This is a genomic window from Pseudomonas sp. RC10-4-2 (assembly GCF_050433085.1).
Classification (GTDB): Bacteria; Pseudomonadota; Gammaproteobacteria; order Pseudomonadales; family Pseudomonadaceae; genus Pseudomonas; species Pseudomonas aeruginosa.
In genome coordinates this window covers 1,593,578-1,616,799 of sequence record NZ_JBNPXX010000002.1, presented here as the reverse complement: position 1 = coordinate 1,616,799, position 23,222 = coordinate 1,593,578, and the positions used below count along the sequence as shown (strand labels likewise).

Here is a 23,222-nt window from a genome sequence, read left to right as displayed (position 1 = left end):
GACTCAGGCTCCCTGACCGGCGAGGCCCAGGGCCTCGCGCACACGTGTTTTCACCTTCACCCGGTAGCGCCGGTCGAGCGCCGCCAGGGCGCCGCCGAGGCCCATCAGCAGGCCACCGAACCAGATCCAGCGGACGAACGGCTTGACGTGCACGCGCACCGCCCAGGCACCGTTCTCCAGCGGCTCGCCGAGCGCCACGTAGAGGTCGCGGGTAAAGCCGGCATCGATCCCTGCCTCGGTCATCATCGAACTCTGCACGGTGTACAGGCGCTTCTCCGGATGCAGGGTGGCGATCTCCTTGCCGTCGCGGCTGACGTGGATGCTGCCCTTGTCCGAGGTGTAGTTCGGCCCTTCGTGGTGCTTCGCGCCGTCGAAGAGGAAGTGGTAGCCGCCCAGTTCGACGGTGTCGCCGGGCGACATGCGCAGGTCACGCTGGGCGCTGTACTGGCTGCTGAGGACGATGCCGATGGCGCACACGGCGATGCCCAGGTGCGCCAGTTGCATGCCCCAGTAGCTGCGGGTCAGGCTGCGGGCGCCGGCCAGCACGCCCTTGTGCCGGGTCTTGTCGAGGAAGTCGCGGAAACCGGCCAGGACCACCCAGGCGGACAGCAGGAACACCGCCAGCACCGCCCAGTTGAAATCGCCGAAGTACATCGAACCGGCCGCCGCCAGGACCGCGCTGGCCACCAGCACCGGGGTCAGCATGCCGAGCAGCCAGCGGCTCGGGGTGTCCTTCCAGCGCACCAGCACGCCGACCGCCAGGGCCGCCATCAGCGCCGCCATCAGCGGCAGGAACATGGCGTTGAAGTACGGCGGGCCGACCGACAGCTTGGCGCCGCTGAGGGCATCGAGCAGCAGCGGGTAGAGGGTCCCGAGGAGGATCATCGAGGCCGCCACCACCAGCACCAGGTTGTTCAGCAGCAGCAGGGTCTCGCGCGACCACAGGGCGAAGCCGACCTGGCTCTTGACCACCGGCGCGCGCAGGGCGAACAGGGTCAGCGAGCCGCCGACCACCAGCAGCAGGAAGGCGAGGATGAACACCCCGCGCTCCGGGTCGGAGGCGAAGGCGTGCACCGAGGTGAGCACGCCGGAGCGGACCAGGAAGGTGCCCAGCAGGCTCAGGGAGAAAGCGGCGATCGCCAGAAGCACGGTCCAGCTCTTGAACACGCCGCGCTTCTCGGTCACCGCCAGCGAGTGGATCAGTGCAGTGCCGACCAGCCAGGGCATGAAGGAGGCGTTTTCCACCGGATCCCAGAACCACCAGCCCCCCCAGCCCAGCTCGTAGTAGGCCCACCAGGAGCCGAGCACGATGCCGATACCGAGGAAGGCCCAGGCTACCAGGGTCCAGGGCCGCGACCAGCGCGCCCAGGCGGCGTCCAGGCGGCCGCCGAGCAGTGCGGCGATGGCGAAGGCGAAGGCCACCGAGAATCCGACGTAACCCATGTAGAGCATCGGCGGGTGGACGATCAGGCCGACGTCCTGCAACAGAGGGTTGAGGTCGTTGCCGTCCATCGGGGTCTGCGGCAGCAGGCGGCTGAACGGGTTGGAGGTGATGATCAGGAACAGCAGGAAGCCGGTGCTGATCATGCCCATCACCGCCAGCACGCGGGCCAGCATGACCTCCGGCAGTTGCCGGGAGAAGATCGACACGGCGAAGGTCCAGCCACCGAGGATCAGCGCCCAGAGCAGCAGCGAACCTTCGTGGGCGCCCCAGACGGCGCTGAACTTGTAGTACCAGGGCAGCGCGCTGTTGGAGTTGCCGGCCACGTAGGCCACCGAGAAGTCGTCGCGCAGGAAGGCCCAGGTCAGGCAACCGAAGGCGAAGGCGAGGAAGGCGAACTGCCCCCAGGCCGCCGGGCGCGCCAGGCTCATCCACTGGCGGTCGCCGCGCCAGGCGCCGACCAGCGGCAAGCTCGACTGCACCAGGGCCAGGCAGAGGGCGAGGATCAGGGCCAGGTGGCCGAGTTCGGGGATCATCTACTTGCCCTCCTGGTTGTACGAGGTCTCGCCGGCGGCCTTGCCGTTCTCGTAGTGCTTCAGTTGGCCGCTGTCCTTGAGCGCCTTGGTGACTTCCGGCGGCATGTAGTTCTCGTCGTGCTTGGCCAGCACTTCATCGGCCACCAGCACGCCGTCGCCGCCCAGCTTGCCGAGGGCGACGATGCCCTGCCCCTCGCGGAACAGGTCGGGAAGGATGCCATGGTAGGCGATGGTCACTTCCTTGGCGCCGTCGGTGACCACGAAACGCACGTTCAGCGAATCCTCGCTGCGTTGCAGAGAACCCTTTTCCACCAGGCCGCCGGCGCGTATGCGGGTGTCGGTCGGCGCTTCGCCGTTGGCGATCTGGGTCGGGGTGTAGAACAGGTTGATGTTCTGTTGCAGGGCCGACAGCGCCAGGCCCACCGCGGCGCCGACACCCGCCACGATGGCGAGGACGATGATCAGACGTTTCTTGCGGACCGGATTCACTGCTGGGCCTCCCGGCGCAGACGACGCGCCTCTTCTTGCAGGTAGCGGCGCCGGGCCAGCAGCGGCTCGGCGACATTGATCGCCAGCACCAGCAGGCTGATGCCGTAGGCCGACCAGACGTAGGGGCCGTGATGGCCCATGGCGAGGAAGTCGCCGAACGATTCGAAGCTCATCGTGCCTTCTCCACCAGGGCCTTCACCTCGGCTTTCGCCCAGGCGGTGCGGGACTCGCGCTTGAGCACTTCCAGGCGCATGCGCACCAGCAGCATGGCCGCGAAGAAGCAATAGAAGCCGAGGACCATGATCAGCAACGGCAACCACATCTCCACCGGCATCGCCGGTTTCTCGGTGATGGTGAAGGTGGCCGGCTGGTGCAGGGTGTTCCACCACTCCACCGAGTACTTGATGATCGGGATGTTCACCACGCCGACGATGGCCAGTACGGCGCAGGCCTTGGCCGCGCTGTCGCGGTTACTGATCGCCTGGCCGAGGGCGATGATGCCGAAATAGAGGAAAAGCAGGATCAGCATCGCCGTCAGGCGCGCGTCCCAGACCCACCAGGCGCCCCAGGTCGGCTTGCCCCATACGGCCCCGGTAAGCAGCGCGACGAAGGTCATCCAGGCGCCGATGGGAGCGGCGCACTGCACCGCCACGTCGGCGATCTTCATCTTCCAGATCAGCCCGACGGCACCGGCCACGGCCAGCATGACGTAGCAGGACTGGGCGAGGAAGGCCGCCGGCACATGGATATAGATGATGCGGAAGCTATTGCCCTGCTGGTAGTCCGGCGGCGCGAAGGCCAGCCCCCAGACGCAGCCGGTGACGATCAGCAGCGCCGCCGCCACGGCGAACCAGGGCAGCCAGCGGCCGCTGATCTCGTAGAACCACTTGGGCGACCCAAGCTTGTGAAACCATGTCCAATTCATCATCAGGCTCTGTTTACAGGGCTCTTTGGAAATACCGGGCAGGCCTTCCGCTGCCAGCCCGGGTCAAGCGTGGGCGGCACAGCCGCCCGGTACCGCACGCCCGCCGATGCCTTCGGCGGGCGGACTCACTCGCCTACGCTGATCTTCAGGCCGGCAGCGATGGCGAATGGCGTGAGTGTCAATGCTAGCGCCGTCAGGCTCGCCAGCCACAATAAATGTCCGCTGCTGGGCAGTCCCTGCAGCGAAGCCTGCAGCGCCCCGCTACCGAGAATCAGCACCGGGATGTACAGCGGCAGGATCAGCAGCGCCAGCAACAGGCCGCCGCGCTTGAGGCCCACGGTCAAGGCCGCGCCGACGGCGCCGAGCAGGCTCAGCACCGGCGTACCGAGCAACAGGGAAAGCAGCAGCACCGGTATGCAACGGGCCGGCAGGCCCAGCATCAGCGCGAACAGCGGCGACATCAGGACCAGGGCCAGCCCGGAAAACAGCCAGTGTGCCAGCACCTTGGCCAGCACCAGAAGAGCCAGGGGGTGCGGCGAAAGGACCCACTGCTCCAGAGAACCGTCCTCGAAATCGCTGCGGAACAGCCCTTCCAGCGAGAGCAGCACGGCCAATAGCGCCGCCACCCAGACCAGGCCGGGCGACAAGGTTTGTAGCAATTGGCTCTCCGGCCCGACCGCCAGGGGGAACAGGGCGATGACGATGGCGAAGAACACCAGCGGATTGGCCAGCTCCGCCGGTCGGCGGAACAGCAGGCGCGCCTCGCGCGCCAGGAGCAGGCTGAAGACGTTGCTCATGCCGGGTCGCCCAGCGCCGGCTCGACCGTCGCGCCGCTGGCCGCCTTGAGCGCACCGAGGTCCAGCTCGCGGTAGCCGGCGGGCATCTGCTGCAGGCTGTGGTGGGTGGTCAGCACCACCATCCCGCCGCGCTGGCAATGCCCGGCCAGGTGCGTTTCCAGTTGCGCCACCCCCTGTTTGTCGAGGGCGGTGAAGGGTTCATCGAGGATCCACAAGGGCGGTGCGTCCAGGTACAGGCGGGCCAGCGCCACGCGGCGTTGCTGGCCGGCGGAAAGGGTGTGGCAGGGAAGGTCCTCGAAGCCACGCAGGCCGACGTCGGCCAGGGCCTGCCAGATCGCCTCGCGGCTGGCCGGCTGGTGCAGCGCGCAGAGCCAGGTGAGGTTCTCCTCGGCGCTGAGCAGGCCCTTGATTCCCGCGGCGTGGCCGATCCACAGCAGGCTGCGGGCCAGTTCGCCGCGCTGTTCGGCGAGCGGCCGGCCGTTCAGGCGGACTTCCCCGGCGGTCGGCTGCATCAGTCCGGACAGCAGGCGCAGCAGGCTGGTCTTGCCGCTGCCGTTGGGACCCACCACCTGCAACATCTCGCCGGCGGCCAGGCGCAGGTCGAGGCGCTCGAACAGCATGCGCCAGTCGCGCTCGCAGGCGAGCCCGACGGTTTCCAGCAAGGGGCTGGCTGTGGGGACTTCAGCAGGATCGGACATCGAACAACATCGCCAAGCGTCTCTCCTCGTCGCGGCGCCGGAGGCCTTCACGGAACAGACCCTAAAGTCGGGATAAACACGGCCGCTATACTGGTGACGACGCGGCCAGCCTGTTTGACAGGCGCGGCATTATACACGCCCTTCCCCAGCCTCCGCAGGGTCGTTTAAGACAGGTTGTTACCCATGCCAGCCGAGATAGGCGCTTCCCCGCCACTACCCCCGGTCTCCGCCCCACGCCCGCTGCCGCCGGCGCAATCGCAGGGCAACGCCCAGGCCGACGCCGAGATGACCCTGAAGCTGGTGCAGACCCTGGCCGGCCTGCTGGGCGAAGGCGAGTCGGGCAAGGCCGAGGTGCTGGCGGTCAAGGAAGGCCTGGCGAACAATTTCCAGGTCCTGCTCAAGCTGACCCTGGCGAACAGCGGGCAGAGCCTGGTGGAAGTGCAGAGCAATCGGCCGCTGGTGCCGGGCAACCTGCTCAACGTCAGCGCCACCAGCAACACCAGCGTGGTTGCAATCCTGCTCGACAGCATGGCCGGCGCTGGCCCGCTGAGCAGCCTCGACCTGGAGCAACTGCCGCCCGGCACCCTGCTCCAGGGCAAGGTCCTGTCCAGCACCGCGCTGCCGGCGGACAAGGCCCAGCAGGTGGTCTACCGGGTCCTGCTGAACCTGCTCAACACGCCGCTCGCCGGCAGCAAGCTGAGCCTCGACTCGCCCCAGGCGCTGCCGGTCGGCAGCCTGCTCACGGCGCTGGTGAAAAACAGCCAGCAGATCAACTTCCTGCCGCTCAGCGGACGCCTCGACCAGCTTGCGCTGGGCCAGCAACTGGCCGGGCAGAGCGCCCGCCAGGCTTCCCTGGAAGGCCTGTTCGCCGCCCTGCAGGGGCTGAACGGCCGCAACGACCTGCCGGACAGCCTGCGCCAGGCCGTGGAGCGCCTCTTCGCCGGCCTGCCGGAGGCGCAGAAGATGGGCGATTCCAAGCTGCTCGGCCAGGCCCTGCAGCAGAGCGGCCTGTTCCTCGAGGCGCGCCTGATGCAGGGCGCCACCGATCATCTCGGCCAGGACCTGAAGGCCAACCTGTTGCGCCTGTTCGCCCAGCTGTCGCCGCTGCCGCCGACCGGCGCCCAGGCGCCGGGCATGTTCGCCGGCAACACGGCGAACCTGGCCCAGGCGCTGCCGGCCTTTGTCCGCAACGCCCTGGGCAACCTGGGACAGAGCGCCAACAAGACCCAGGCACTGAACTTTCCCCTGCCGAGCAAGGTTCTCCAACTGTTCGACGAGGACATGGAACTGGAGTCGCTGCTGCGCCTTGCCGCCGCGGCGATCTCCCGCCTGCAGACCCATCAGTTGTCAAGCCTGGCGCAGACCAGCACCCTGCCGGATGGCACCCAACTGGCGACCTGGCAGATGGAGGTGCCCATGCGCCATCAGCACTCGGTGGTATCGTTGCAGGTGAAGTTCCAGGAAGAACAGCGCAAGACCGGCGAAGAGGCCCGCGAAAGCCTCTGGCGCGTCGAACTGGCCTTCGACCTGGAGCCGCTGGGACCGCTGCACGCCCAGGCGACCCTGCTACGCGGCAGCCTGTCCAGCCAGCTTTGGGCCGAGCGCGACGCGACCGCGCGGCTGGTCGAGCATGAACTCGGCCACCTGCGCCAACGCCTGCGCGACGCCGGCCTGACCGTTGGCGAGATCACCTGCCAACGCGGCCGCCCGCCCCAGGGCCCGCGAGCGACCATCGAACAACGCTGGGTAGACGAAACCGCATGAACAGAAAGCAGTCACCCGCCCCGCGCCAGGCCATCGCCCTGAGCTACGACGGCCAGGCCGCGCCGACCCTTTCCGCCAAGGGCGACGCCGAACTGGCCGAGGCGATCCTGGCCATCGCCCGCGACTACGAGGTACCGATCTACGAGAACGCCGAGCTGGTCCGCCTGCTCGCCCGCCTGGAACTCGGCGATGCCATTCCGGAAGCGCTGTATCGCACCATCGCCGAGATCATCGCCTTCGCCTGGCACCTGAAAGGCAAGTGTCCCGAGGGATTCGCGCCGGACGCCGCGGATGGCAACCAGATGCTGCTACTCGGCGGTCCCGGCGACTGAGCCAGCCCGCACGGCGAAACATCCGCACGCACATCAGCTCCAGGACCTCGCCGCTGCGCGCTAAGCTGCGCAGCCTCCGACCTCGGCAAAGGAGCGCCCGATGAACTTCGTCTTTCCCCACCCGTTGGACACCCCGCGCCTGCGGCTACGCACTTTCCGAGAGGAAGACGCCGCGCCGCTGTTCGCCATGATGTCCGACCCGGAAGTCATGCGTTACTGGAACACACCGCCGTGGACGACCCCTGCGCAGGCCCGCGAGGCGATCCTGCGGGACAGCCAGGCGCTCGTCGACGGCGAATACCTGAACCTGGCCATCGAGCGTCGAGAAGACGGCCAATTGCTCGGCAGTTGTATCCTCTTCCATTTCGAGAAAGGCTCGCGCCGCGCCGAACTCGGCTACTGCCTGGCACGTGCAGCCCAGGGCCGGGGTTACATGGGCGAGGCGCTGCGCAGGCTGCTGGCGTTCGCTTTCGATGAAATCGACCTGAACCGCCTGGAGGCGGAGATCGATCCGCGCAACCGGCCTTCGGCCGCCAGCCTGGAGCGCCTGGGCTTCCGCCAGGAGGGCCTGCTCGCACAACGCTGGATCGTTTCCGGAGAAGTCTCCGACTCGGCGCTCTACGGATTGCTCGCCGAGCACTGGCGCAACCGCTGAAGGAGGAACCACCGGCAGGGCCCGCCATCCGTCGCTTTCCACAGAACCTGTCGTTCGCGCAACGGTCTTTAGACGGCACACCACATGCCTGCGGAGGCATCCCTCAAATGAAAAAACATACCCTGTTCGCCGTAGCTGCTCTCGGCCTGCTGTTCGCGGGCAGCACCCTACTGCCTGGCGAGCTTTCTCCTGTCGGCTCCGCCTATGCCAAGGGCGGAAATGGCGGCGGCAACGGTGGCGGTCATGGCGGCGGTCATGGCGGCGGCAAGGGCGGCAGCCATGGCGGCAACCTCGGCGGCCACTCCAGCAAAGGCCATGGTTCAGCCACCTCCGGCATCGCCAGCTCCCGCGACAGCCGCGGGCTGTCGCAGGCCAGCGCGATCTCCGCCACCACCCCCGGCGATCACAACAGCAAGGGCTTGAGCAACGCCATCGGCTCCTCGACCAAGAACGACCGCTGACCGCCAGTGGCGACCACGAAAAAGCCGGCCTTCGCGCCGGCTTTTTCGTGCCCCGCCCACACGGCTCAGGCGAAACCGCCGTTGACCCGCAGCACCTGGGAATTGACCCAGGCCCCGTCCGGCCCGGCGAGGAAAGACACCGCCGCGGCGATCTCGTCCGGCTCGCCGAGACGCTCCAGCGGCGCCAGCCTGGCGATCTGGTCGATCTGTTCGGCGCTCTTGCCGTTGAAGAACAGCTCGGTGGCCACCGGGCCGGGCGCCACCGCGTTGACCCTGATGTCCTGGCCGCGCAACTCGTTGGCCAGCACGTGCACCAGCCCCTCGACCCCGGACTTGGACGCGATGTACGGACCGTAGCTGGGCAGCGCCCGGGCGATCACGCTGGTGGACAGGGCGATGATCCGTCCGCCGCGCTCGACATGCCGGGCAGCCAGGCCGAGCACGATGAAGGCGCCGCGCAGGTTGGTGCGGATCACCCGGTCGAAGCCCTCCAGGTCGCCGTCGGCGATCTTCAGGTAGGGCATCGTGCCGGCGCTGTTGACCACCACGTCGATGCGGCCGAAGGCGCCCCTGGTGGCTTCGAACAGCTTGTCCATGTCCTCCGGGCTGGCCACGTCGCCCTGTACGGCGATGGCCGTGCCGCCGGCGGCGACGATTTCGGCCACGACCTCGTCGGCCATGGTCTGGTTGCCGGCATAGTTGACCGCGACCGCGAAACCGTCGGCGGCCAACCGCCGGGCAATGGCGCGACCGATGCCGCGGGAGGCGCCGGTGACGATGGCGGCTTGGGTGATGTCAGGCATGCTGGGACTCTCCTGGAATGAGCGTGGCGACAGCCACGCATCGACAGGGAAAGTCTAGAAGCCGGGTATTGGCGGATAAACAGCAGACAACCGTCATGACTATCCAGGATTTCCGGACAATACCGATACGCGGTCACGGCTTGCGCGCGATCCAGGCGTACTGCTGACGCTTCTCCTCGCCCAGGCGCTGGCGTCGGCGATGACTGGCGAACGCATCGCCGGAACAGTAGGTGCAGACGGCGCTGGCTTCGATCTGCGCCGGCCCGACGCCGGCGGCCTGGAACAACTGGCGACAGAAGGCCACCAGGTCCAGCCAGGCGCCCTGCTCCGCCTGCCTTGGCTCGGGCGGAGCGAACCGGGGTGGCCGCTCGGGGAGCGGACGACGCTGGCTCCAGGGCGGCACCGCGCCCTCCCAGAGGCGGCCGTGGCCGACCTGCAACGCCTCGATGAACCCGGCACTCACCTCGTAGCAGCAGGCTTTGATCCCGGGACCGATAGCGACCCGGATGTCCGCGCTGGCGACGCCGCGCGCATTGAAGCGCGCCACCGCCGCGCCGACGATACCGGCGACGAGCCCCTGCCAGCCGCCATGCAGGGCGGCCACCACCCGACCGTCGCGACTGCTCATGAGAATCGGCAGGCAGTCCGCGGTGACCACCGCGACCGCCAGCGGCCCTTCGCTGAAAACACCGTCGGCGGCATGCCGTCCCGATTCCGACAACGAGCGCGCGTCGACGATCTCGGCGCCATGCACCTGCCGGCAATGGAATATCCGCTCGGAGAGTGCCTGGCCGGCTTGCTGGAAGCCATGCTCGATGCCTTCGATCGCCTTGAGGATGTCGGCCTGGACGGTCATGCTGTCTCGCCATAGAAGGTTGGAAAACGACCTTACCTCATCTTCCCGGAAGCCGCCTCAGGCGATGCCGCGCAGGAGGTCGGGGCAGCCGCGATCACGCTTGATCAACGCAGCCAGGGCGACCTGGCCCAAAGGCCGGTCGGACACCGCGCCGATGCTCAGGCCATGGCCTCTGCTCCACTCGAACAACAGGCGCTTCTCGCGGCAATCGAGTTCGCCCACCAGCAGGAAGCGCCGGATGCTGCCGCTGCGTCCCAGCATCGCCAGCGTGCCCTTGCAGCCCTGGTCCAGGCGGAATCCGTCGTAGAGGCAATAGTCGTACGGGTAACCCTGGTCCAGGGAGCGCCGCAGCTCCCGTCGGTCCAGGCACAGGCTCAGGTGGAAGTAGCCGCAGCGGTTGAACAGCGCTCCGTACCTGAGCAGACGGCCGGGGTTGGCGCACAGCACCATGGCGCGCAGGGGTATTGCAGGCATCCTTGTGGCCTCCTGGAAACGTGCGGGTTGACCAGGACCGATTCTAGAAAGCGACAGCCGCGCAATTAATAGGACTTTTCCTCTAAATGCCTACCTGTGATCCGAAGCTTCCTCCTGGCCCAGGTTACGCAGGACACGCTCGGCCTGGCGCCTCAACGGCTCGCGCAACTCCAGCGGCTGCCTGACCTCGAAGTCGAACGGCAGGCCGCACAGGCGCCGGGCGAACCAGTCCAGGTCGTCGGTGCTGGCGCGCAACAGCGTACCGCCATCGACCTCGGCGAGCAGACCGAGGGGCTCGCCGAGCACCGCGACCACCTGCTCCCTCGCCGCCCGCATCAGGATTTCCACCGGGTAGGCGCGCGGCATCCGGGCGAAGCTCTCCCGCAGGTGGCGGAGGGTATCGAAATCCGCCGGTCGCTCGAAGCGCTCCGCCAGCATGCGCGGCGCGTCCAGGCGATCGAGACGGAACGAGCGCAACGCCTGGCGCAGGTGGCAGAAACCGCTGACGTACCAGCAGCCGTTGCGATAGGCCAGGCCGTAGGGATCGAGTTGGCGGAGGGTTTCGGCGCCCTGCGGGTCGCGATAGCGGAACTCGACCCGCGCACGGACCTGGGCGGCTTCGGCGAGGGTCGCCAGCGCCGCCACACTGGTTCCCGCCCGGGCGCGGGCCAGGTCCAGGCTGGCGGTCTCGCGGAGCGCCACGAGGCGCCGCCGCAGCGCAACGGGCATCACCCTGCTCAGCTTGGCCTGCGCACTTTCCAGGGCCAGCTCGCTTTCGCCCAGGCCGAGACTGCGCACCGCCAGCAGGCCGAGGGACACGGCCAGGGTTTCCTCCGCGCTGAACATCAGCGGCGGGAGCTTGAAACCGGCCACCAGGCGGTAACCGCCATGGCGTCCGCGCTCCGCCGAGATGGGAATGCCCAGCTCCTCGAGGGCGACGATATAGCGACGCAGCGTCCGTCCATCCACCTCCAGGCGCCTGGCCAGCTCGCTACCGCTGAGCTGGCCGTGGCTCTGCAGCAGTTCGAGCAGGGCGAGCACGCGCACCGTGGGCTTGGACATTTTTCGATCCGCCGGAAAAAACAGGACCGAATATAGCCTATATCCCCTCTACCCTGCGTTCAGCCCGGTTGCGATGCGCAACGTGCGTTACCTGAACGGAGATGGAAAATGGAACCTGTACTGTTTTATGGCGTACCCCACGGCTGTTCCTTCGGCTCGATCGTGGCCCTCGAGTGGCTCGGCCGCCCCTATCGCCTGTGTCGGATCGAGATGCCGCTGGAGACCGGCGAGCGCACCTACGTGCGCCTGAACCCGGCTCGCCAGACGCCCACCCTGCTCCTGGAGGACGGCCGCGCGCTCAGCGAAAGCCTGGCCATTCTCCAGCACCTGGCGGCGCGCGACCTGTGCAGGAAGCTCGGTTATCCGCAGGGCAGCGCCGAGTTCGACGAACTGAACTTCGCCCTCGCCCTCCTGCATACCGAATGCCATTCGGCCTGGGGAGCCCTGTTCTATCTGGAGGACGCCGACGCAACCACGACGGCAAGGGCGCTGACGCGCGCGGCGCGAGCCTATGGCCGGATCGACAAGCTGCTCGGCGACCGCAAGTGGCTGGCCGGCGAAGGGCCGAGCGTGGCCGACGCCTACCTCGCGGGTACCGCTCGCTGGGGACGGGAGCTGGGCTACTTCGACCTGCAACACGACTTTCCGCGCCTGCATCGACACCTGGAGAAGCTGGAGCAGGACCCGGCGGTGCGCTTCGCCCATGCCATCGAGGATCGCCTGCCGGCGCAGAGCTGCGGGGAGTTCAGGGGAGAGGTGACACTGGCAGAAGTGGCGAGCCGCCTGCTCGCCTGAAAAGCGCCAGCGCCAGCGCCGGGCCGGCGACCGTCACTTGCCTTTGGCTTCGTGCAGGCGCGCCACCAGCTCGGCCTCGGCCTGCGACAGACCGCAGGCCTGGGTCAGGTCTTCGGCGCTGGCGCCGAGCCCGACCAGGCGTGCGGCCTGGCTGAACGACAGCGTGGTCGGATCGCGCTGCTCCAGGCGCGCGACCCGGTCGGGAAGCGGCGCGAGTTGCTTGCCCAGGTCCTGCAAGGCCTCGCCCATGCGCACGTTGACCTGCTGGTAGGACTCGATGCGCTTGCTCAGTTCCTTGAGCCGGCGCTCGCGCGCCGCGCCCTCCTCCGCCTGCTGCGCTAGCGCAGCTTGCAGGCGGCGCAATTCACGGCGCAGCCACAGGCACGCCGCCGCCAGTCCGAGGCAGGCGGCGACCGCCAGTGCCAGCGCGACGACCTCCATCTCAGCAGGCCCTCGTGTCGGTCGAACGCATCAGATGCTGCCCAGCTCCGACCATTCTTCCTCGGTCATCATCTTGTCCAGCTCGACCAGGATCAGCAGCTCGCCGTTCTTGTTGCAGACACCCTGGATGAACTTGGCCGACTCTTCGTTACCGACGTTCGGCGCGGTCTCGATTTCCGACTGCTTCAGGTAGACCACCTCGGCGACGCTGTCGACCAGGATGCCGACCACCTGCTTGTCCGCCTCGATGATGACGATCCGCGTGTTGTCGCTGACCGGCGCAGGGTCCAGGCCGAAGCGCTGCCGGGTGTCGATCACCGTGACCACGTTGCCGCGCAGGTTGATGATGCCCAGCACGTAGCTCGGCGCGCCCGGCACCGGGGCGATCTCGGTGTAGCGCAGCACCTCCTGGACCTGCATCACGTTGATGCCGTAGCTCTCGTTGTCCAGGCGGAAGGTGACCCACTGCAGGATCGGATCTTCGGCGCTTTGCGCGGTGGCTTTGCTCATTCCCCTAACCTCTCGAAAACCGCCGCAAGCGGCGGAAGCTGTCTATCAATGGTCGCCGTGCAGGCGCTTGACGGCGCCGCTGGCGATCAGTTCGGCGAGCGCCGCCACATCCAGCAGCGCACACATGTGTTCGATGACCGTGCCGGCCAGCCAGGGCCGCTGGCTACGCTGGCTGCGCCATTTCACCTCGGCCGGGTCGAGGCGGATCGAGCGGCTCACCTGGTGCACCGCCAGCCCCCACTCGTAGCCCTGGACCGAGATCACGTACTTGAGGCCGTCGCGATAGTCGTCGCGGTAGCGTTCGGGCATCACCCAGCGTGCGGTGTCCAGCACCTTCAGGTTGCCCGCCTGCGACGGCAGGATGCCGAGGAACCAGTCGGGCTGGCCGAACAACGGGGTCAGTTCCTGGTTCTCCAGCGGATAGATCGAGCCGAGGCACACCAGCGGCACCGCCAGGGTCAGCCCGGCGACGTCGAACAGCAGGCACTCGAAGGGCTCCGCCGCCCAGGCCGGACGACCGTCGTCGAGCAGCGGCAGGTCGAGCAGCGCCGGCTCGCTGGCGCTCGCCGGGGCGCTCGGCACGCGCAGTTCGATGACCTCGTGGGGCCGTGGCTCGACCGGCAGCTCGCGCAACGTCGTCGGTTCGTCGAGCAGGGCCGCCGGCGGAACCAGGCGCGCATCGCGGACCTGCTCCTCGAGCACCGCGGCCTCGAACTCGTCGAACCCGTGGTCGACCGGCAGCGTTTCCAGCGCCGGGGCCGGTGTCGCCACTTCGGCGACCGCCAGCGCGACAGGCTTCAACGGCGCGGGCGCAGGCGCTGGCGGCGTCTCGACGGGAGGTTCCAGGTCCTCGAAAGTGGCCTCCTGGAGCAACGCATCCAGGTAGGACTGCAAGGCCAGTTGCGAACGGGTGGCGGTGGCGGCGCTCATGTGGGTATTCCGCGACAGGGGTCTACAACGGTTATCGGCCGCACTCCGGTGCGGCTTGAATGCGCCTGTCGGCGCGGCGACCGGCGCGCCATCAGGCCACCCGGGTGGCCGGCTGCTGCGCCAGCAGATGCTTGAGCAAGGCGCGGTAGGCGATCACCCCGCGACTCTTGCCGTCGTGCTGCGACGGCGTGACCCCGGCCCGGCTGGCATCGCGCAGGCGGGTATCGATGGGAATGAACGCCTGCCACAGGTTGTCCGGGTAGTTCTCGTTGAGAATCCGCAGCGTGCTCAGCGAAGCCTGGGTCCGCCGGTCGAACAGCGTAGGTACGATGGTATAGGGCAACGCCTGTTTGCGCGACCGGTTGATCATCGCCAGGGTGTTGACCATCCGCTCCAGCCCTTTCACCGCGAGGAACTCGGTCTGCACCGGGATCACCAGGTGCTGGCTGGCGGCCAGGGCGTTGACCATCAGCACGCCGAGCAGCGGCGGGCTGTCGATGATCGCATGGTCGAAATCCTGCCAGAGCTGCGCCAGGCTCTTCGAGACCACCAGGCCGAGACCGCTCTTGCCCGGCGACTGGCGCTCCAGGGTGGCCAGCGCGGTACTCGACGGCAGCAGGGAAATGCGTTCGTTGCTGGTGCTGCGCAGCAGCGAGGCCGGCAGCCCCTCGGGGACGTTGCCCTGGTGCAGGAACAGGTCGAAGGCGCTGTGCTCGAGGGTGTCCGGGTCATAGCCGAAATAGCTGGTCATCGAGCCGTGGGGGTCCAGGTCGACCACGACCACGCGCTTGCCGGCATCCGCCAACAGGCCGGCCAGGGCGATGGACGAGGTGGTCTTGCCGACCCCTCCTTTCTGATTGGCGACTGCCCAGACTTTCATTGCTCTACTCTTCCTGGCATGGGTCTACCCGGTTGGGGCCGCGCTAATGGCCAGTTCGGCCCCGGCGCCCGTACGCAAACCATGGTTCGCGCGCTCATGGCGAAGGCGACGGGGAATTGACGGTTGCCGGCGCGGGCGCCGGCGTACCGCCAGTATCTGCAGCTTGCGTGCCAGCTGCCGAGCCTGCGTGGCGGAGCGCCGAATCCGGTTGCGCCTTGCCGCTGCCGACCCCGCTGACGCTGCGCCGCACCTCCAGGTTGCGCGAGATCACCAGCACCACCCGGCGATTCTTCGCCCGCCCCTCGGCGCTGGCATTGTCCGCCACCGGCTGAAATTCACCATAGCCCACCGCAGCCATCCGCGACGGCTCGACCCCATCGTTGCCGAGCAGGCGGACGATGCTCGCCGCCCGCGCCGCCGACAGTTCCCAGTTGGTGGGATAGCGCGGGCTATGGATCGGCACGTCATCGGTGAAGCCCTCGACATGGATCGGGTTCTTGTAGGGCGCCAGGATCTTGGCGACCTTCTCGACGATATCGAAGGCGGCATCGTTGGGCAGCGCATCGCCGCTGGGAAACAGCAGGCTGGAATTGAGAGTGATCTCGATCCACAGCTCGTTGCCGCGCACGCTCAACTGGTCGGAGGCGATCAAGTCGCCGAAGGCATCGCGCACGCTGTCGGCGATCCGCTCCAGCGAGTCGGCGCTGGCCGCGTTGTCGCTGGGCTGCTCCTCGACGCTGGTGCGCTCCGGCTCGGTGGTGCGCGGCCGCTCGTCGCCGATGGGAATCGGCTTCAACGAGCGGTCGGGCTGGTTGAACACGCCGGTGAGGGTCTCCGAGAGGATCTTGTACTTGCCCTCGTTGATCGAGGAAATCGAATACATCACCACGAAGAAGGCGAACAACAGGGTGATGAAATCGGCATAGGAAACCAGCCAGCGTTCGTGGTTCTCGTGTTCCTCCTGGTGGCGACGGCGACGCTGCATGCTCGGCTCCGGTCAGTCCATGAAGCCTTGCAGCTTCAACTCGATGGAACGCGGGTTCTCGCCCTCGGCGATGGACAGCAGGCCCTCCAGGAGCATCTCGCGGTAGCGCGACTGGCGCAGTACCAGGGTTTTCAGCTTGTTGCCGATCGGCAGCAGGAGCAGGTTGGCAAAGCCGACGCCATAGATGGTGGCGACGAACGCCACGGCGATGCCGCTGCCGAGCTGCGCCGGGTTGGCCAGGTTGCCCATCACATGGATCAGGCCCATTACCGCGCCGATGATGCCGATGGTCGGCGCATAGCCGCCCATGCTCTCGAACACCTTGGCGGCCTGCAGGTCGCGGCTTTCCTGGGTGAACAGGTCGACCTCAAGGATGCTGCGGATGACTTCCGGCTCGGCGCCGTCCACCAGCAGTTGCAGGCCCTTGCGCGCATAGGGATCGGGCTCCGCGTCGGCGATGCTCTCCAGGCCGAGCAGGCCTTCCTTGCGCGCGGTCATGCTCCAGGAGACGATCCGGTCGATTCCCCCGGAAAGATCCTCGCGCGGCGGGAAGAACACCCAGCCGAGCATGCCCAGGCCGCGCTTGAGCACGTTCACCGGGGTCTGCAACAGCGCCGCGGCCAGGGTGCCGCCGATCACGATCAGCGCCGCCGGACCGTTGAGCAGGGCCCCCGCGTGGCCGCCCTCGAGAAAGTTTCCGCCGACGATGGCGACGAACGCCAGGATGATCCCGACCAGGCTGAGCACATCCATCAGCGCGTCCCCTCGGCTCGGCGAAGGCGCGCGCAGGTCGTCACGTGGGTGGCCATCGAAGGCAGTCTCCTCATTCCTGCACGCACGCTTACTGGCACGCCTCGACCAGGTGCCGGCCGATGTCGTCGAGCCCGTACACCGCGTCCGCCAGGTTGGCCTTGACCACGGCCATCGGCATCCCGTAGATCACGCAACTGGCCTCGTCCTGCGCCCACACCTGGCTGCCGCCCTGCTTGAGCAGGCGCGCACCCTCGCGTCCGTCGGCGCCCATGCCGGTGAGGACCACCGCCAGGACCTTGTCGTTGTAGGCCTTGGCCGCCGAGCCGAAGGTCACGTCGACGCAGGGCTTGTAGTTCAGGCGTTCGTCGCCGGGGAGGATGCGCACCGTGCCGCGGCCGTCGACCATCATCTGCTTGCCGCCCGGCGCCAGCAGCGCCAGGCCGGGACGCAGGATGTCGCCGTCCTCTGCTTCCTTGACGCTGATCCGGCACAGCTTGTCGAGGCGCTCGGCGAAAGCCTTGGTGAAGGCCGCCGGCATGTGCTGGATCAGCACCAGCGGCGCCGGGAAGTTGGCCGGCAACTGGGTCAGCACCCGCTGCAAGGCAACCGGTCCACCGGTGGAGGTACCGATCGCGACCAGCCGGTAGGCCTTGCGCTTCGGCGCCGCCGAGGTCGACGCCGGGGCCGGCGACGCGCCGGCACCAACACGCGCGCTCGCGCCGACGCTGGAGGACGACGCCGGCGCATGGCTGGACGAGGTGGCCGAAGGCAGCGGCGGCAGGCTGATCGAGCGACGATTGCTACGGGCGATGGTCAGGACCTTCTCGCAGAGCAACTGGCGGACCTTGTCCGGGTTGCGCGAGATGTCCTCGAAATTCTTCGGCAGGTAGTCGACCGCTCCAGCGTCCAGTGCATCCAGGGTCACCCGCGCGCCCTCGTGGGTCAGCGAGGAGAACATCAGGACCGGGGTCGGGCAACGCTGCATGATGTTGCGTACCGCGGTGATGCCGTCCATCAGCGGCATCTCGTAATCCATGGTGATCACATCGGGTCTCAGGGCCAGCGCCTGCTCGATGGCCTCGCGGCCATTGGTGGCGGTGCCGACCACCTGGATCTGTCCATCGGCGGAGAGAATCTCCGAGACACGGCGGCGGAAGAACCCCGAATCGTCCACCACCAGGACTTTGACTGCCATAGCTACTCCTCAGAGGGCGACGCTCCTGCGCCGCCGGAAACCCATACGCGGCGTCAGATGCGCCGTGCGTAACGCTTGAGCATGCTCGGCACATCGAGGATCAGGGCGATGCGCCCGTCCCCGGTGATGGTGGCGCCCGCCATGCCGGGGGTGCCCTGCAACATCTTGCCGAGTGGCTTGATCACCACTTCTTCTTGTCCCACCAACTGGTCGACGACGAAACCGATGCGCTGGGTGCCGACCGACAGGATCACCACGTGTCCCTCACCCTGCTCTTCGTGGGCCGCACTCGGCACCAGCCAGCGCTTGAGATAGAACAGCGGCAAGGCCTTGTCGCGGACGATCACCACTTCCTGGCCATCCACGACATTGGTGCGCGACAGGTCAAGATGGAAGATTTCGTTGACGTTGACCAGCGGGAAGGCGAACGCCTGGCTGCCCAGCATCACCATAAGGGTAGGCATGATCGCCAAAGTCAGCGGCACCTTGATGACGATCTTCGAGCCGGACCCCTTCTGCGAAAACACGTTGACCGTGCCGTTGAGCTGGGAAATCTTGGTCTTCACCACGTCCATGCCGACACCGCGGCCGGACACGTCGGAAATCTCGGTCTTGGTCGAGAAACCCGGGGCGAAAATCAGGTTGTAGCACTCCAGGTCGGTCAGGCGGTCCGCCGCATCGCGCTCCAGCAGGCCCTTCTCCACCGCCTTGTTGCGCAGCACCTCGGCGTCCATGCCCTTGCCGTCGTCGGTGATCATCAGGAGGATGTGGTCACCCTCCTGCTCCGCTGACAGCACCACCTGGCCGACCCGCGGCTTGCCGGCGGCCTCGCGCTCCTCCGGACTCTCGATGCCGTGGTCGACGGCGTTGCGCACCAGGTGCACCAGCGGATCGGCGAGGGCCTCGACCAGGTTCTTGTCGAGGTCGGTCTCTTCGCCCACCAGCTCCAGGTTGATCTCTTTCTTCATGTTCCGCGCCAGGTCGCGAACCAGGCGCGGGAAGCGGCCGAAGACCTTCTTGATCGGCTGCATGCGGGTCTTCATCACCGACATCTGCAGGTCGCCGGTGACCACGTCGAGGTTGGCCACGGCCTTGGCCATGGCCTCGTCGCCACTGTTCAGGCCCAGGCGCACCAGGCGGTTACGCACCAGCACCAGCTCGCCGACCATGTTCATGATCTCGTCGAGACGCGCCGTATCCACCCGCACGGTGGTCTCCGCCTCGCTTGCCGCGGGCCTGTCGGGCGCCGCCGGACGCGCGGCGGCGGCCTTGGCCGGAGCGACCGGTTTCGCCGCGGGACTCTTCGCCGCGATGTTCTTGGCTACCGCCGCGGCGGCCGCCACGGCCTCGGAGGCGCCGTTGAACTTGCCCTTGCCGTGCAGTTCGTCGAGCAGCGACTCGAACTCGTCGTCGCTGATCTCATCGCCGCCCGCGGCGGCCGGCGCCTTGCCCTGCTCCGCCGGCGCAGCCGCTGGAGCCGCGGCAGCCGGTGCGGCGGGTGTGCCGGCGGCTTCCGGGACATCGCCGAACTTGCCCTTGCCGTGGAGTTCGTCGAGCAGCGCCTCGAACTCGTCGTCGCTGATATCGTCACCAGCGGCAGCCGCGGCCGGCTCGACCGCCTCGGCGGGGACTTGCGCAGGCTCGGCCGAGACCGCCGGCGGGACGAACTTGCCCTTGCCGTGCAACTGGTCGAGCAACGCCTCGAACTCGGCGTCGCTGATCTCGTCGCCAGCGGGAGCCGCGGGCGCTTCTGCAACGGCGGAGGCCGGCGCTTCGTCGCCCTGCAGAGCATCCAGCAACTGCTCGAACTCGTCGTCGGTGATATCGCTGGAGGCACTCTGCGCGGGCGCTTCCGGCGGCGCCGCAGGCTCGGCTGGCGGAACGGCCGCCGGCGGCGCTTGCACAGGTTCCGCGGGCTCGGCGCCCTCGGGCTCGGCCAGGCGGGCAAGGGCCGCCAGCAGCTCGGGCGTCGCCGGGGTCGGTTCGGACTGCTCGCGCACCTGGTCGAACATCGCGTTGACCGTATCCAGCGCCTGCAGCACCACATCCATCAGTTCGGAGCTGACGCGCCGCTCGCCCTTGCGCAGGATATCGAAGACGTTTTCCGCAATGTGGCAGCATTCCACCAGCGCGTTCAGCTGGAGGAAGCCGGCACCGCCCTTGACCGTATGGAACCCACGGAAAATGGCATTGAGCAGGTCCATATCGTCCGGCCGGCTCTCCAGCTCGACCAGTTGCTCGGACAATTGCTCGAGAATCTCGCCGGCCTCAACCAGGAAGTCCTGGAGGATTTCTTCATCGGCGTCGAAGCTCATTCGGCTGCTCCCAGAGACGTGTTACTCGAAAGGATCGGCAGGACCGCTGTCCTGCCGGAAATACCGGCCCGGCTTTCCGGACCGACTTCAGCCCGCCCGCCGGGATCACCGGCATGACGAAGGCTGTGCCAGCAGCCCGCGGATGCCAGCGTTCAATGCTTACTTAACGGCAGCGATGCCGCAGTCTTGAGCCGGGCGGGTCAGAAACCCAGGCTGGACAGCAGATCGTCCACGTCATCCTGCCCGGACACCACATCCTCTCGTTTTTCCGCGGCGACCTGCGGCCCCTCGCCCTTGGCCGAACGCTCCAGCGCGGCCTGGTGGCGCATGCTCACGTGGTCGTGCTCGATCCCGGCGTAACGGTCCACCTGGCCGGCCATCCAGACCAGCTTCACGAGGTTGCTCTCGACCTCGGTGACCAGCTTGGTGACACGCTTGATCACCTGGCCGGTCAGGTCCTGGTAATCCTGCGCCAGCAGGATGTCATTGAGCTGCGAGGACAACTGGCCGGCGTTCTCGCCGCTGCGCACGAGGAACTGTTCGATGCGCTTGGCCAGCTCGCGGAAGCCGTCAGCGTCGATTTCCCGGCGCATGAAGCGTTGCCACTCCTGGTGCAGCTCCCGCGAATCGTCGCCCAACTGGTTGACCAGCGGGGCGCTCTGCTCCACCAGGTCCATGGTCCGGTTGGCGGCCTTCTCGGTCATTTCCACCACGTAGGAAAGACGATCGGTGGCATCGGCGATCTGCGACATTTCCTGCGCGTGGGGGGAATGCGGGTCGATCTGGAAATCGACGATGGCGTTGTGCAGTTCGCGGGTCAGCTTGCCCACTTCCTGGTAGAGGCCACGGTCCCTGGCCTGGCTGAGCTCCTGGATCAATTGCACCGCCTGCTGGAAGTGCCCCCGTTCGAGACAGTCCACCAGTTCGCGCGCATGTTTTTTCAGGGTCGATTCGAATTCGTCGCCCGTGGAATCGTTACCAAGCACCATGACACCCTCTTGGCCGGCTTCAGCCGTTGACCCGCTCGAAAATCTTCTCGATCTTTTCCTTCAGGACCTGAGCGGTGAAGGGTTTGACCACATAGCCGTTGACCCCGGCCTGGGCCGCTTCGATGATCTGGTCGCGCTTGGCCTCGGCGGTGACCATCAGCACCGGCAGGTGCTTGAGGCGCTCGTCGGCGCGAACCGCGCGCAGCAGATCGATGCCGGTCATGCCCGGCATGTTCCAGTCGGTGACGAGAAAGTCGAAATTGCCGCTGTGCAGCATCGGCAGCGCCGTGGTGCCGTCGTCGGCCTCGGCGGTATTGGTGAAGCCCAAGTCCCGCAAGAGGTTCTTGATGATGCGTCTCATCGTGGAAAAGTCGTCCACGATGAGAATTTTCATGTTCTTGTCCAAGTAAACCTCCGTACAGACCAGAGCGCGCCCCAGGGGACGCGCCACACATTCTTTTGCGTTAACGGTTACAAGCTGCGGTCGAGGCCGGTTCAGGCCGACCGCCAATCGGCCAGGCGCGCGCGCAAACGCGCGGCGCACTGGCTGTGCAACTGGCTGACCCGCGATTCGCTGACGCCCAGTACCTCGCCGATCTCCTTGAGGTTGAGTTCCTCGTCGTAATACAACGCCAGCACCAGGCGCTCGCGCTCCGGCAACTTGGCGATGGCATCCGCCAGGGCCGCCTGGAAACGTTCGTCGAGCAGGCCGTGGATCGGTTCGTTGTGACTGAGGCTGGTGTCTTCCGGCAATCCATGTTCGCCGTCCTGCAACAGGTCGTCGAAGCTGTACAGGCGGCTGCCCTGCGTGTCGCTGAGGATGCCGTAGTAATCTTCGAGGCTCAATTGGAGTTCGGCAGCAACTTCGTGATCTTTAGCGTCGCGTCCGGTTCTCGCCTCGATCGCGCGGATCGCGTCGGTCACCATGCGCGTGTTGCGGTGCACCGAACGCGGCGCCCAGTCGCCCTTGCGGACCTCGTCGAGCATGGCCCCGCGGATGCGGATGCCGGCATAGGTCTCGAAGCTGGCGCCCTTGCCGGCGTCGTATTTCTTCGCGGCCTCGAGCAGGCCGATCATGCCGGCCTGCATCAGGTCCTCCACCTGCACGCTGGCCGGCAGGCGGCCGAGCAGGTGATAGGCGATGCGCTTGACCAGTGGTGCGTAACGCTGGATCAGTTGCTCCTGGGAGTTCTGCGCTTGCGCCTTGCTATACATACGCACTCCAGAGGCCGCTGTCATACGGCCGAACCTGTCGCGGGGTGTTGGACCAGTCGTTCGACGAAGAACTCCAGGTGCCCGCGCGGGTTGGCCGGCAGCGGCCAGCTATCGACCTTCTGCGCGACCGCCTTGAAGGCCAGGGACGCCTTCGAGCGGGGGAATGCCTCGTATACGGCTCGCTGTTTCTGCACGGCCTTGCGTACCGACTCGTCGTAAGGGATGACACCTACATACTGTAGTGCGACGTCGAGGAAACGGTCAGTGACCTTGGTCAGTTTGGCGAACAGGTTGCGTCCTTCCTGCGGGCTGTGGGCCATGTTGGCCAGGACCCGGAAGCGGGTCATGCCGTGGTCGCGGTTGAGCAGTTTGATCAGGGCGTAGGCATCGGTGATCGAGGTCGGCTCGTCGCAGACGACCAGCAGCACCTCCTGCGCGGCGCGGACGAAACTGACCACCGAATCGCCGATCCCGGCGGCAGTGTCGACGACCAGGACATCGAGGTTGTCGCTGATATCGCTGAACGCCTGGATCAGCCCCGCATGCTGCATCGGCGAGAGGTGCACCATGCTCTGCGTGCCGGAGGCCGCGGGAACGATGCGCACGCCACCGGGACCGAGGAGGAGGACATCGCGCAGTTCGCAGCGTCCCTCGATCACGTCGGCCAGGGTGCGCTTGGGCGTGAGTCCCAGCAGGACGTCGACGTTGGCCAGGCCGAGGTCGGCATCCAGCAGCATGACGCGACGGCCGAGATCGGCCAGAGCCAGTGCCAGGTTCACCGACACATTGGTCTTGCCGACGCCGCCCTTGCCGCCAGTTACTGCGATCACCTGTACGGGATGCATGCTACCCATCTGCTTCATACCTTGTGTTGTCGTCTTCCCGGAACGCCCCTTCCAGCGCTCTCCGGTATTGGCGGGA

Annotated in this window: 27 protein-coding genes; 5 read left to right on the top strand and 22 right to left on the bottom strand. The window is 67.1% G+C overall.

The features are described from left to right. Window positions 1-3: 3 nt before the first annotated feature. From FHW81_RS15625 to ccmA, 6 genes are all read right to left on the bottom strand, one after another. Window positions 4-1,977 (bottom strand): heme lyase CcmF/NrfE family subunit, encoded by a 1,974-nt coding sequence (locus FHW81_RS15625; RefSeq protein WP_003107324.1) that lies wholly within the window; start codon window positions 1,975-1,977, stop codon window positions 4-6. Beyond that, window positions 1,978-2,466, bottom strand: coding sequence for a cytochrome c maturation protein CcmE (gene ccmE, locus FHW81_RS15620; protein ID WP_003107323.1), 489 nt, complete (start codon window positions 2,464-2,466; stop codon window positions 1,978-1,980). Next, window positions 2,463-2,639, bottom strand: a complete 177-nt coding sequence (gene ccmD / locus FHW81_RS15615) for a heme exporter protein CcmD (protein WP_003083136.1) — start codon at window positions 2,637-2,639, stop codon at window positions 2,463-2,465. Before ccmD ends, ccmE begins: the two co-directional genes overlap by 4 nt. Beyond that, complete coding sequence (locus tag FHW81_RS15610) at window positions 2,636-3,394, bottom strand: heme ABC transporter permease (RefSeq protein WP_003083135.1); 759 nt, start codon at window positions 3,392-3,394, stop codon at window positions 2,636-2,638. The genes ccmD and FHW81_RS15610 overlap by 4 nt, the downstream gene beginning before the upstream one ends. 122 nt (window positions 3,395-3,516) lie before the next feature. Then, complete coding sequence (ccmB, locus tag FHW81_RS15605) at window positions 3,517-4,188, bottom strand: heme exporter protein CcmB (protein WP_003083130.1); 672 nt, start codon at window positions 4,186-4,188, stop codon at window positions 3,517-3,519. Further along, the gene (ccmA, locus tag FHW81_RS15600; RefSeq protein ID WP_023119650.1) at window positions 4,185-4,886 is read right to left on the bottom strand and encodes a cytochrome c biogenesis heme-transporting ATPase CcmA; all 702 of its coding nucleotides are present in this window, start codon (window positions 4,884-4,886) and stop codon (window positions 4,185-4,187) included. Before ccmA ends, ccmB begins: the two co-directional genes overlap by 4 nt. Window positions 4,887-5,171: 285 nt before the next feature. Here ccmA and FHW81_RS15595 point away from each other — a divergent pair, with 285 nt between their 5' ends. The 4 genes from FHW81_RS15595 to FHW81_RS15580 all read left to right on the top strand — a co-directional run bounded on the left by FHW81_RS15595 (window position 5,172) and on the right by FHW81_RS15580 (window position 8,098). Continuing rightward, on the top strand, window positions 5,172-6,650 hold the full coding sequence (locus FHW81_RS15595) for a flagellar hook-length control protein FliK (protein ID WP_079388101.1): 1,479 nt from the start codon (window positions 5,172-5,174) through the stop codon (window positions 6,648-6,650). Beyond that, on the top strand, window positions 6,647-6,982 hold the full coding sequence (locus FHW81_RS15590) for an EscU/YscU/HrcU family type III secretion system export apparatus switch protein (protein WP_003083121.1): 336 nt from the start codon (window positions 6,647-6,649) through the stop codon (window positions 6,980-6,982). Before FHW81_RS15595 ends, FHW81_RS15590 begins: the two co-directional genes overlap by 4 nt. Before the next feature lie 100 nt (window positions 6,983-7,082). Next, window positions 7,083-7,637, top strand: coding sequence for a GNAT family N-acetyltransferase (locus tag FHW81_RS15585; RefSeq protein WP_003083119.1), 555 nt, complete (start codon window positions 7,083-7,085; stop codon window positions 7,635-7,637). Between the two features lie 107 nt (window positions 7,638-7,744). Continuing rightward, entirely contained in the window at window positions 7,745-8,098 is a 354-nt protein-coding gene (locus FHW81_RS15580; RefSeq protein ID WP_003083115.1) for a hypothetical protein, read from the top strand. A gap of 65 nt (window positions 8,099-8,163) precedes the next feature. On the opposite strand, the gene FHW81_RS15575 is transcribed toward FHW81_RS15580, so the two are convergent. The 4 genes from FHW81_RS15575 to FHW81_RS15560 all read right to left on the bottom strand — a co-directional run bounded on the left by FHW81_RS15575 (window position 8,164) and on the right by FHW81_RS15560 (window position 11,293). Then, window positions 8,164-8,901 (bottom strand): SDR family oxidoreductase, encoded by a 738-nt coding sequence (locus tag FHW81_RS15575; RefSeq protein WP_003083112.1) that lies wholly within the window; start codon window positions 8,899-8,901, stop codon window positions 8,164-8,166. A 133-nt stretch (window positions 8,902-9,034) separates the two neighbouring features. Further along, window positions 9,035-9,757 carry a polyphenol oxidase family protein gene (locus FHW81_RS15570; protein ID WP_003083110.1) on the bottom strand — a complete coding sequence of 241 codons (723 nt, stop codon included), beginning with the start codon at window positions 9,755-9,757 and terminating at the stop codon, window positions 9,035-9,037. 57 nt (window positions 9,758-9,814) lie between these two features. Then, window positions 9,815-10,231: a hypothetical protein gene (locus FHW81_RS15565; RefSeq protein WP_003083108.1), complete on the bottom strand. Its 417-nt coding sequence runs from the start codon at window positions 10,229-10,231 to the stop codon at window positions 9,815-9,817. A 90-nt stretch (window positions 10,232-10,321) separates the two neighbouring features. Then, window positions 10,322-11,293 (bottom strand): helix-turn-helix transcriptional regulator, encoded by a 972-nt coding sequence (locus FHW81_RS15560; RefSeq protein ID WP_003083105.1) that lies wholly within the window; start codon window positions 11,291-11,293, stop codon window positions 10,322-10,324. A 108-nt stretch (window positions 11,294-11,401) separates the two neighbouring features. Here FHW81_RS15560 and FHW81_RS15555 point away from each other — a divergent pair, with 108 nt between their 5' ends. Then, window positions 11,402-12,088, top strand: coding sequence for a glutathione S-transferase family protein (locus FHW81_RS15555; RefSeq protein WP_003083103.1), 687 nt, complete (start codon window positions 11,402-11,404; stop codon window positions 12,086-12,088). A 33-nt stretch (window positions 12,089-12,121) separates the two neighbouring features. Here the strand turns inward: FHW81_RS15555 and FHW81_RS15550 are convergent, their stop codons facing one another. From FHW81_RS15550 to fleN, 12 genes are all read right to left on the bottom strand, one after another. Further along, window positions 12,122-12,529, bottom strand: coding sequence for a DUF2802 domain-containing protein (locus FHW81_RS15550; RefSeq protein ID WP_017001822.1), 408 nt, complete (start codon window positions 12,527-12,529; stop codon window positions 12,122-12,124). A 30-nt stretch (window positions 12,530-12,559) separates the two neighbouring features. Further along, the gene (locus FHW81_RS15545; protein ID WP_003083098.1) at window positions 12,560-13,039 is read right to left on the bottom strand and encodes a chemotaxis protein CheW; all 480 of its coding nucleotides are present in this window, start codon (window positions 13,037-13,039) and stop codon (window positions 12,560-12,562) included. Window positions 13,040-13,084: 45 nt separating this feature from the next. Then, a complete protein-coding gene (locus FHW81_RS15540; RefSeq protein ID WP_023097830.1) occupies window positions 13,085-13,969 on the bottom strand; it encodes a CheW domain-containing protein in 885 nt (294 codons plus the stop codon). Window positions 13,970-14,060: 91 nt separating this feature from the next. Beyond that, the gene (locus FHW81_RS15535; protein ID WP_003083092.1) at window positions 14,061-14,849 is read right to left on the bottom strand and encodes a ParA family protein; all 789 of its coding nucleotides are present in this window, start codon (window positions 14,847-14,849) and stop codon (window positions 14,061-14,063) included. 94 nt (window positions 14,850-14,943) lie between these two features. Beyond that, window positions 14,944-15,834, bottom strand: coding sequence for a flagellar motor protein MotD (gene motD, locus FHW81_RS15530; RefSeq protein ID WP_003083090.1), 891 nt, complete (start codon window positions 15,832-15,834; stop codon window positions 14,944-14,946). 12 nt (window positions 15,835-15,846) lie between these two features. Then, window positions 15,847-16,587: a flagellar motor protein gene (locus tag FHW81_RS15525; protein ID WP_003083089.1), complete on the bottom strand. Its 741-nt coding sequence runs from the start codon at window positions 16,585-16,587 to the stop codon at window positions 15,847-15,849. Window positions 16,588-16,675: 88 nt separating this feature from the next. Then, window positions 16,676-17,782, bottom strand: a complete 1,107-nt coding sequence (locus FHW81_RS15520; RefSeq protein WP_023110191.1) for a protein-glutamate methylesterase/protein-glutamine glutaminase — start codon at window positions 17,780-17,782, stop codon at window positions 16,676-16,678. Between the two features lie 53 nt (window positions 17,783-17,835). Continuing rightward, on the bottom strand, window positions 17,836-20,097 hold the full coding sequence (locus FHW81_RS15515; RefSeq protein WP_003114282.1) for a chemotaxis protein CheA: 2,262 nt from the start codon (window positions 20,095-20,097) through the stop codon (window positions 17,836-17,838). Window positions 20,098-20,297: 200 nt separating this feature from the next. Continuing rightward, window positions 20,298-21,086: a protein phosphatase CheZ gene (locus tag FHW81_RS15510; RefSeq protein ID WP_003083075.1), complete on the bottom strand. Its 789-nt coding sequence runs from the start codon at window positions 21,084-21,086 to the stop codon at window positions 20,298-20,300. Window positions 21,087-21,105: 19 nt separating this feature from the next. After that, the gene (locus FHW81_RS15505; RefSeq protein ID WP_003083073.1) at window positions 21,106-21,480 is read right to left on the bottom strand and encodes a chemotaxis response regulator CheY; all 375 of its coding nucleotides are present in this window, start codon (window positions 21,478-21,480) and stop codon (window positions 21,106-21,108) included. Between the two features lie 101 nt (window positions 21,481-21,581). Further along, the gene (gene fliA, locus FHW81_RS15500; RefSeq protein ID WP_003083070.1) at window positions 21,582-22,325 is read right to left on the bottom strand and encodes an RNA polymerase sigma factor FliA; all 744 of its coding nucleotides are present in this window, start codon (window positions 22,323-22,325) and stop codon (window positions 21,582-21,584) included. Next, the gene (gene fleN, locus FHW81_RS15495) at window positions 22,322-23,164 is read right to left on the bottom strand and encodes a flagellar synthesis regulator FleN (RefSeq protein ID WP_003083064.1); all 843 of its coding nucleotides are present in this window, start codon (window positions 23,162-23,164) and stop codon (window positions 22,322-22,324) included. The genes fliA and fleN overlap by 4 nt, the downstream gene beginning before the upstream one ends. Between the last annotated feature and the right edge of the window lie 58 nt (window positions 23,165-23,222).

Excerpts from the sequence above, each read along its gene's own strand:
- FHW81_RS15625 (WP_003107324.1), bottom strand. The coding sequence starts at position 1,977 with ATGATCCCCGAACTCGGCCACCTGGCCCTGATCCTCGCCCTCTGCCTG.
- ccmD (WP_003083136.1), bottom strand. The coding sequence starts at position 2,639 with ATGAGCTTCGAATCGTTCGGCGACTTCCTCGCCATGGGCCATCACGGC.
- FHW81_RS15610 (WP_003083135.1), bottom strand. The coding sequence starts at position 3,394 with ATGATGAATTGGACATGGTTTCACAAGCTTGGGTCGCCCAAGTGGTTC.
- ccmB (WP_003083130.1), bottom strand. The coding sequence starts at position 4,188 with ATGAGCAACGTCTTCAGCCTGCTCCTGGCGCGCGAGGCGCGCCTGCTG.
- ccmA (WP_023119650.1), bottom strand. The coding sequence starts at position 4,886 with ATGTCCGATCCTGCTGAAGTCCCCACAGCCAGCCCCTTGCTGGAAACC.
- FHW81_RS15595 (WP_079388101.1), top strand. The coding sequence starts at position 5,172 with ATGACCCTGAAGCTGGTGCAGACCCTGGCCGGCCTGCTGGGCGAAGGC.
- FHW81_RS15590 (WP_003083121.1), top strand. The coding sequence starts at position 6,647 with ATGAACAGAAAGCAGTCACCCGCCCCGCGCCAGGCCATCGCCCTGAGC.
- FHW81_RS15585 (WP_003083119.1), top strand. The coding sequence starts at position 7,083 with ATGAACTTCGTCTTTCCCCACCCGTTGGACACCCCGCGCCTGCGGCTA.
- FHW81_RS15580 (WP_003083115.1), top strand. The coding sequence starts at position 7,745 with ATGAAAAAACATACCCTGTTCGCCGTAGCTGCTCTCGGCCTGCTGTTC.
- FHW81_RS15575 (WP_003083112.1), bottom strand. The coding sequence starts at position 8,901 with ATGCCTGACATCACCCAAGCCGCCATCGTCACCGGCGCCTCCCGCGGC.
- FHW81_RS15570 (WP_003083110.1), bottom strand. The coding sequence starts at position 9,757 with ATGACCGTCCAGGCCGACATCCTCAAGGCGATCGAAGGCATCGAGCAT.
- FHW81_RS15565 (WP_003083108.1), bottom strand. The coding sequence starts at position 10,231 with ATGCCTGCAATACCCCTGCGCGCCATGGTGCTGTGCGCCAACCCCGGC.
- FHW81_RS15560 (WP_003083105.1), bottom strand. The coding sequence starts at position 11,293 with ATGTCCAAGCCCACGGTGCGCGTGCTCGCCCTGCTCGAACTGCTGCAG.
- FHW81_RS15555 (WP_003083103.1), top strand. The coding sequence starts at position 11,402 with ATGGAACCTGTACTGTTTTATGGCGTACCCCACGGCTGTTCCTTCGGC.
- FHW81_RS15550 (WP_017001822.1), bottom strand. The coding sequence starts at position 12,529 with ATGGAGGTCGTCGCGCTGGCACTGGCGGTCGCCGCCTGCCTCGGACTG.
- FHW81_RS15545 (WP_003083098.1), bottom strand. The coding sequence starts at position 13,039 with ATGAGCAAAGCCACCGCGCAAAGCGCCGAAGATCCGATCCTGCAGTGG.
- FHW81_RS15540 (WP_023097830.1), bottom strand. The coding sequence starts at position 13,969 with ATGAGCGCCGCCACCGCCACCCGTTCGCAACTGGCCTTGCAGTCCTAC.
- FHW81_RS15535 (WP_003083092.1), bottom strand. The coding sequence starts at position 14,849 with ATGAAAGTCTGGGCAGTCGCCAATCAGAAAGGAGGGGTCGGCAAGACC.
- motD (WP_003083090.1), bottom strand. The coding sequence starts at position 15,834 with ATGCAGCGTCGCCGTCGCCACCAGGAGGAACACGAGAACCACGAACGC.
- FHW81_RS15525 (WP_003083089.1), bottom strand. The coding sequence starts at position 16,587 with ATGGATGTGCTCAGCCTGGTCGGGATCATCCTGGCGTTCGTCGCCATC.
- FHW81_RS15520 (WP_023110191.1), bottom strand. The coding sequence starts at position 17,782 with ATGGCAGTCAAAGTCCTGGTGGTGGACGATTCGGGGTTCTTCCGCCGC.
- FHW81_RS15515 (WP_003114282.1), bottom strand. The coding sequence starts at position 20,097 with ATGAGCTTCGACGCCGATGAAGAAATCCTCCAGGACTTCCTGGTTGAG.
- FHW81_RS15510 (WP_003083075.1), bottom strand. The coding sequence starts at position 21,086 with ATGGTGCTTGGTAACGATTCCACGGGCGACGAATTCGAATCGACCCTG.
- FHW81_RS15505 (WP_003083073.1), bottom strand. The coding sequence starts at position 21,480 with ATGAAAATTCTCATCGTGGACGACTTTTCCACGATGAGACGCATCATC.
- fliA (WP_003083070.1), bottom strand. The coding sequence starts at position 22,325 with ATGACAGCGGCCTCTGGAGTGCGTATGTATAGCAAGGCGCAAGCGCAG.
- fleN (WP_003083064.1), bottom strand. The coding sequence starts at position 23,164 with ATGAAGCAGATGGGTAGCATGCATCCCGTACAGGTGATCGCAGTAACT.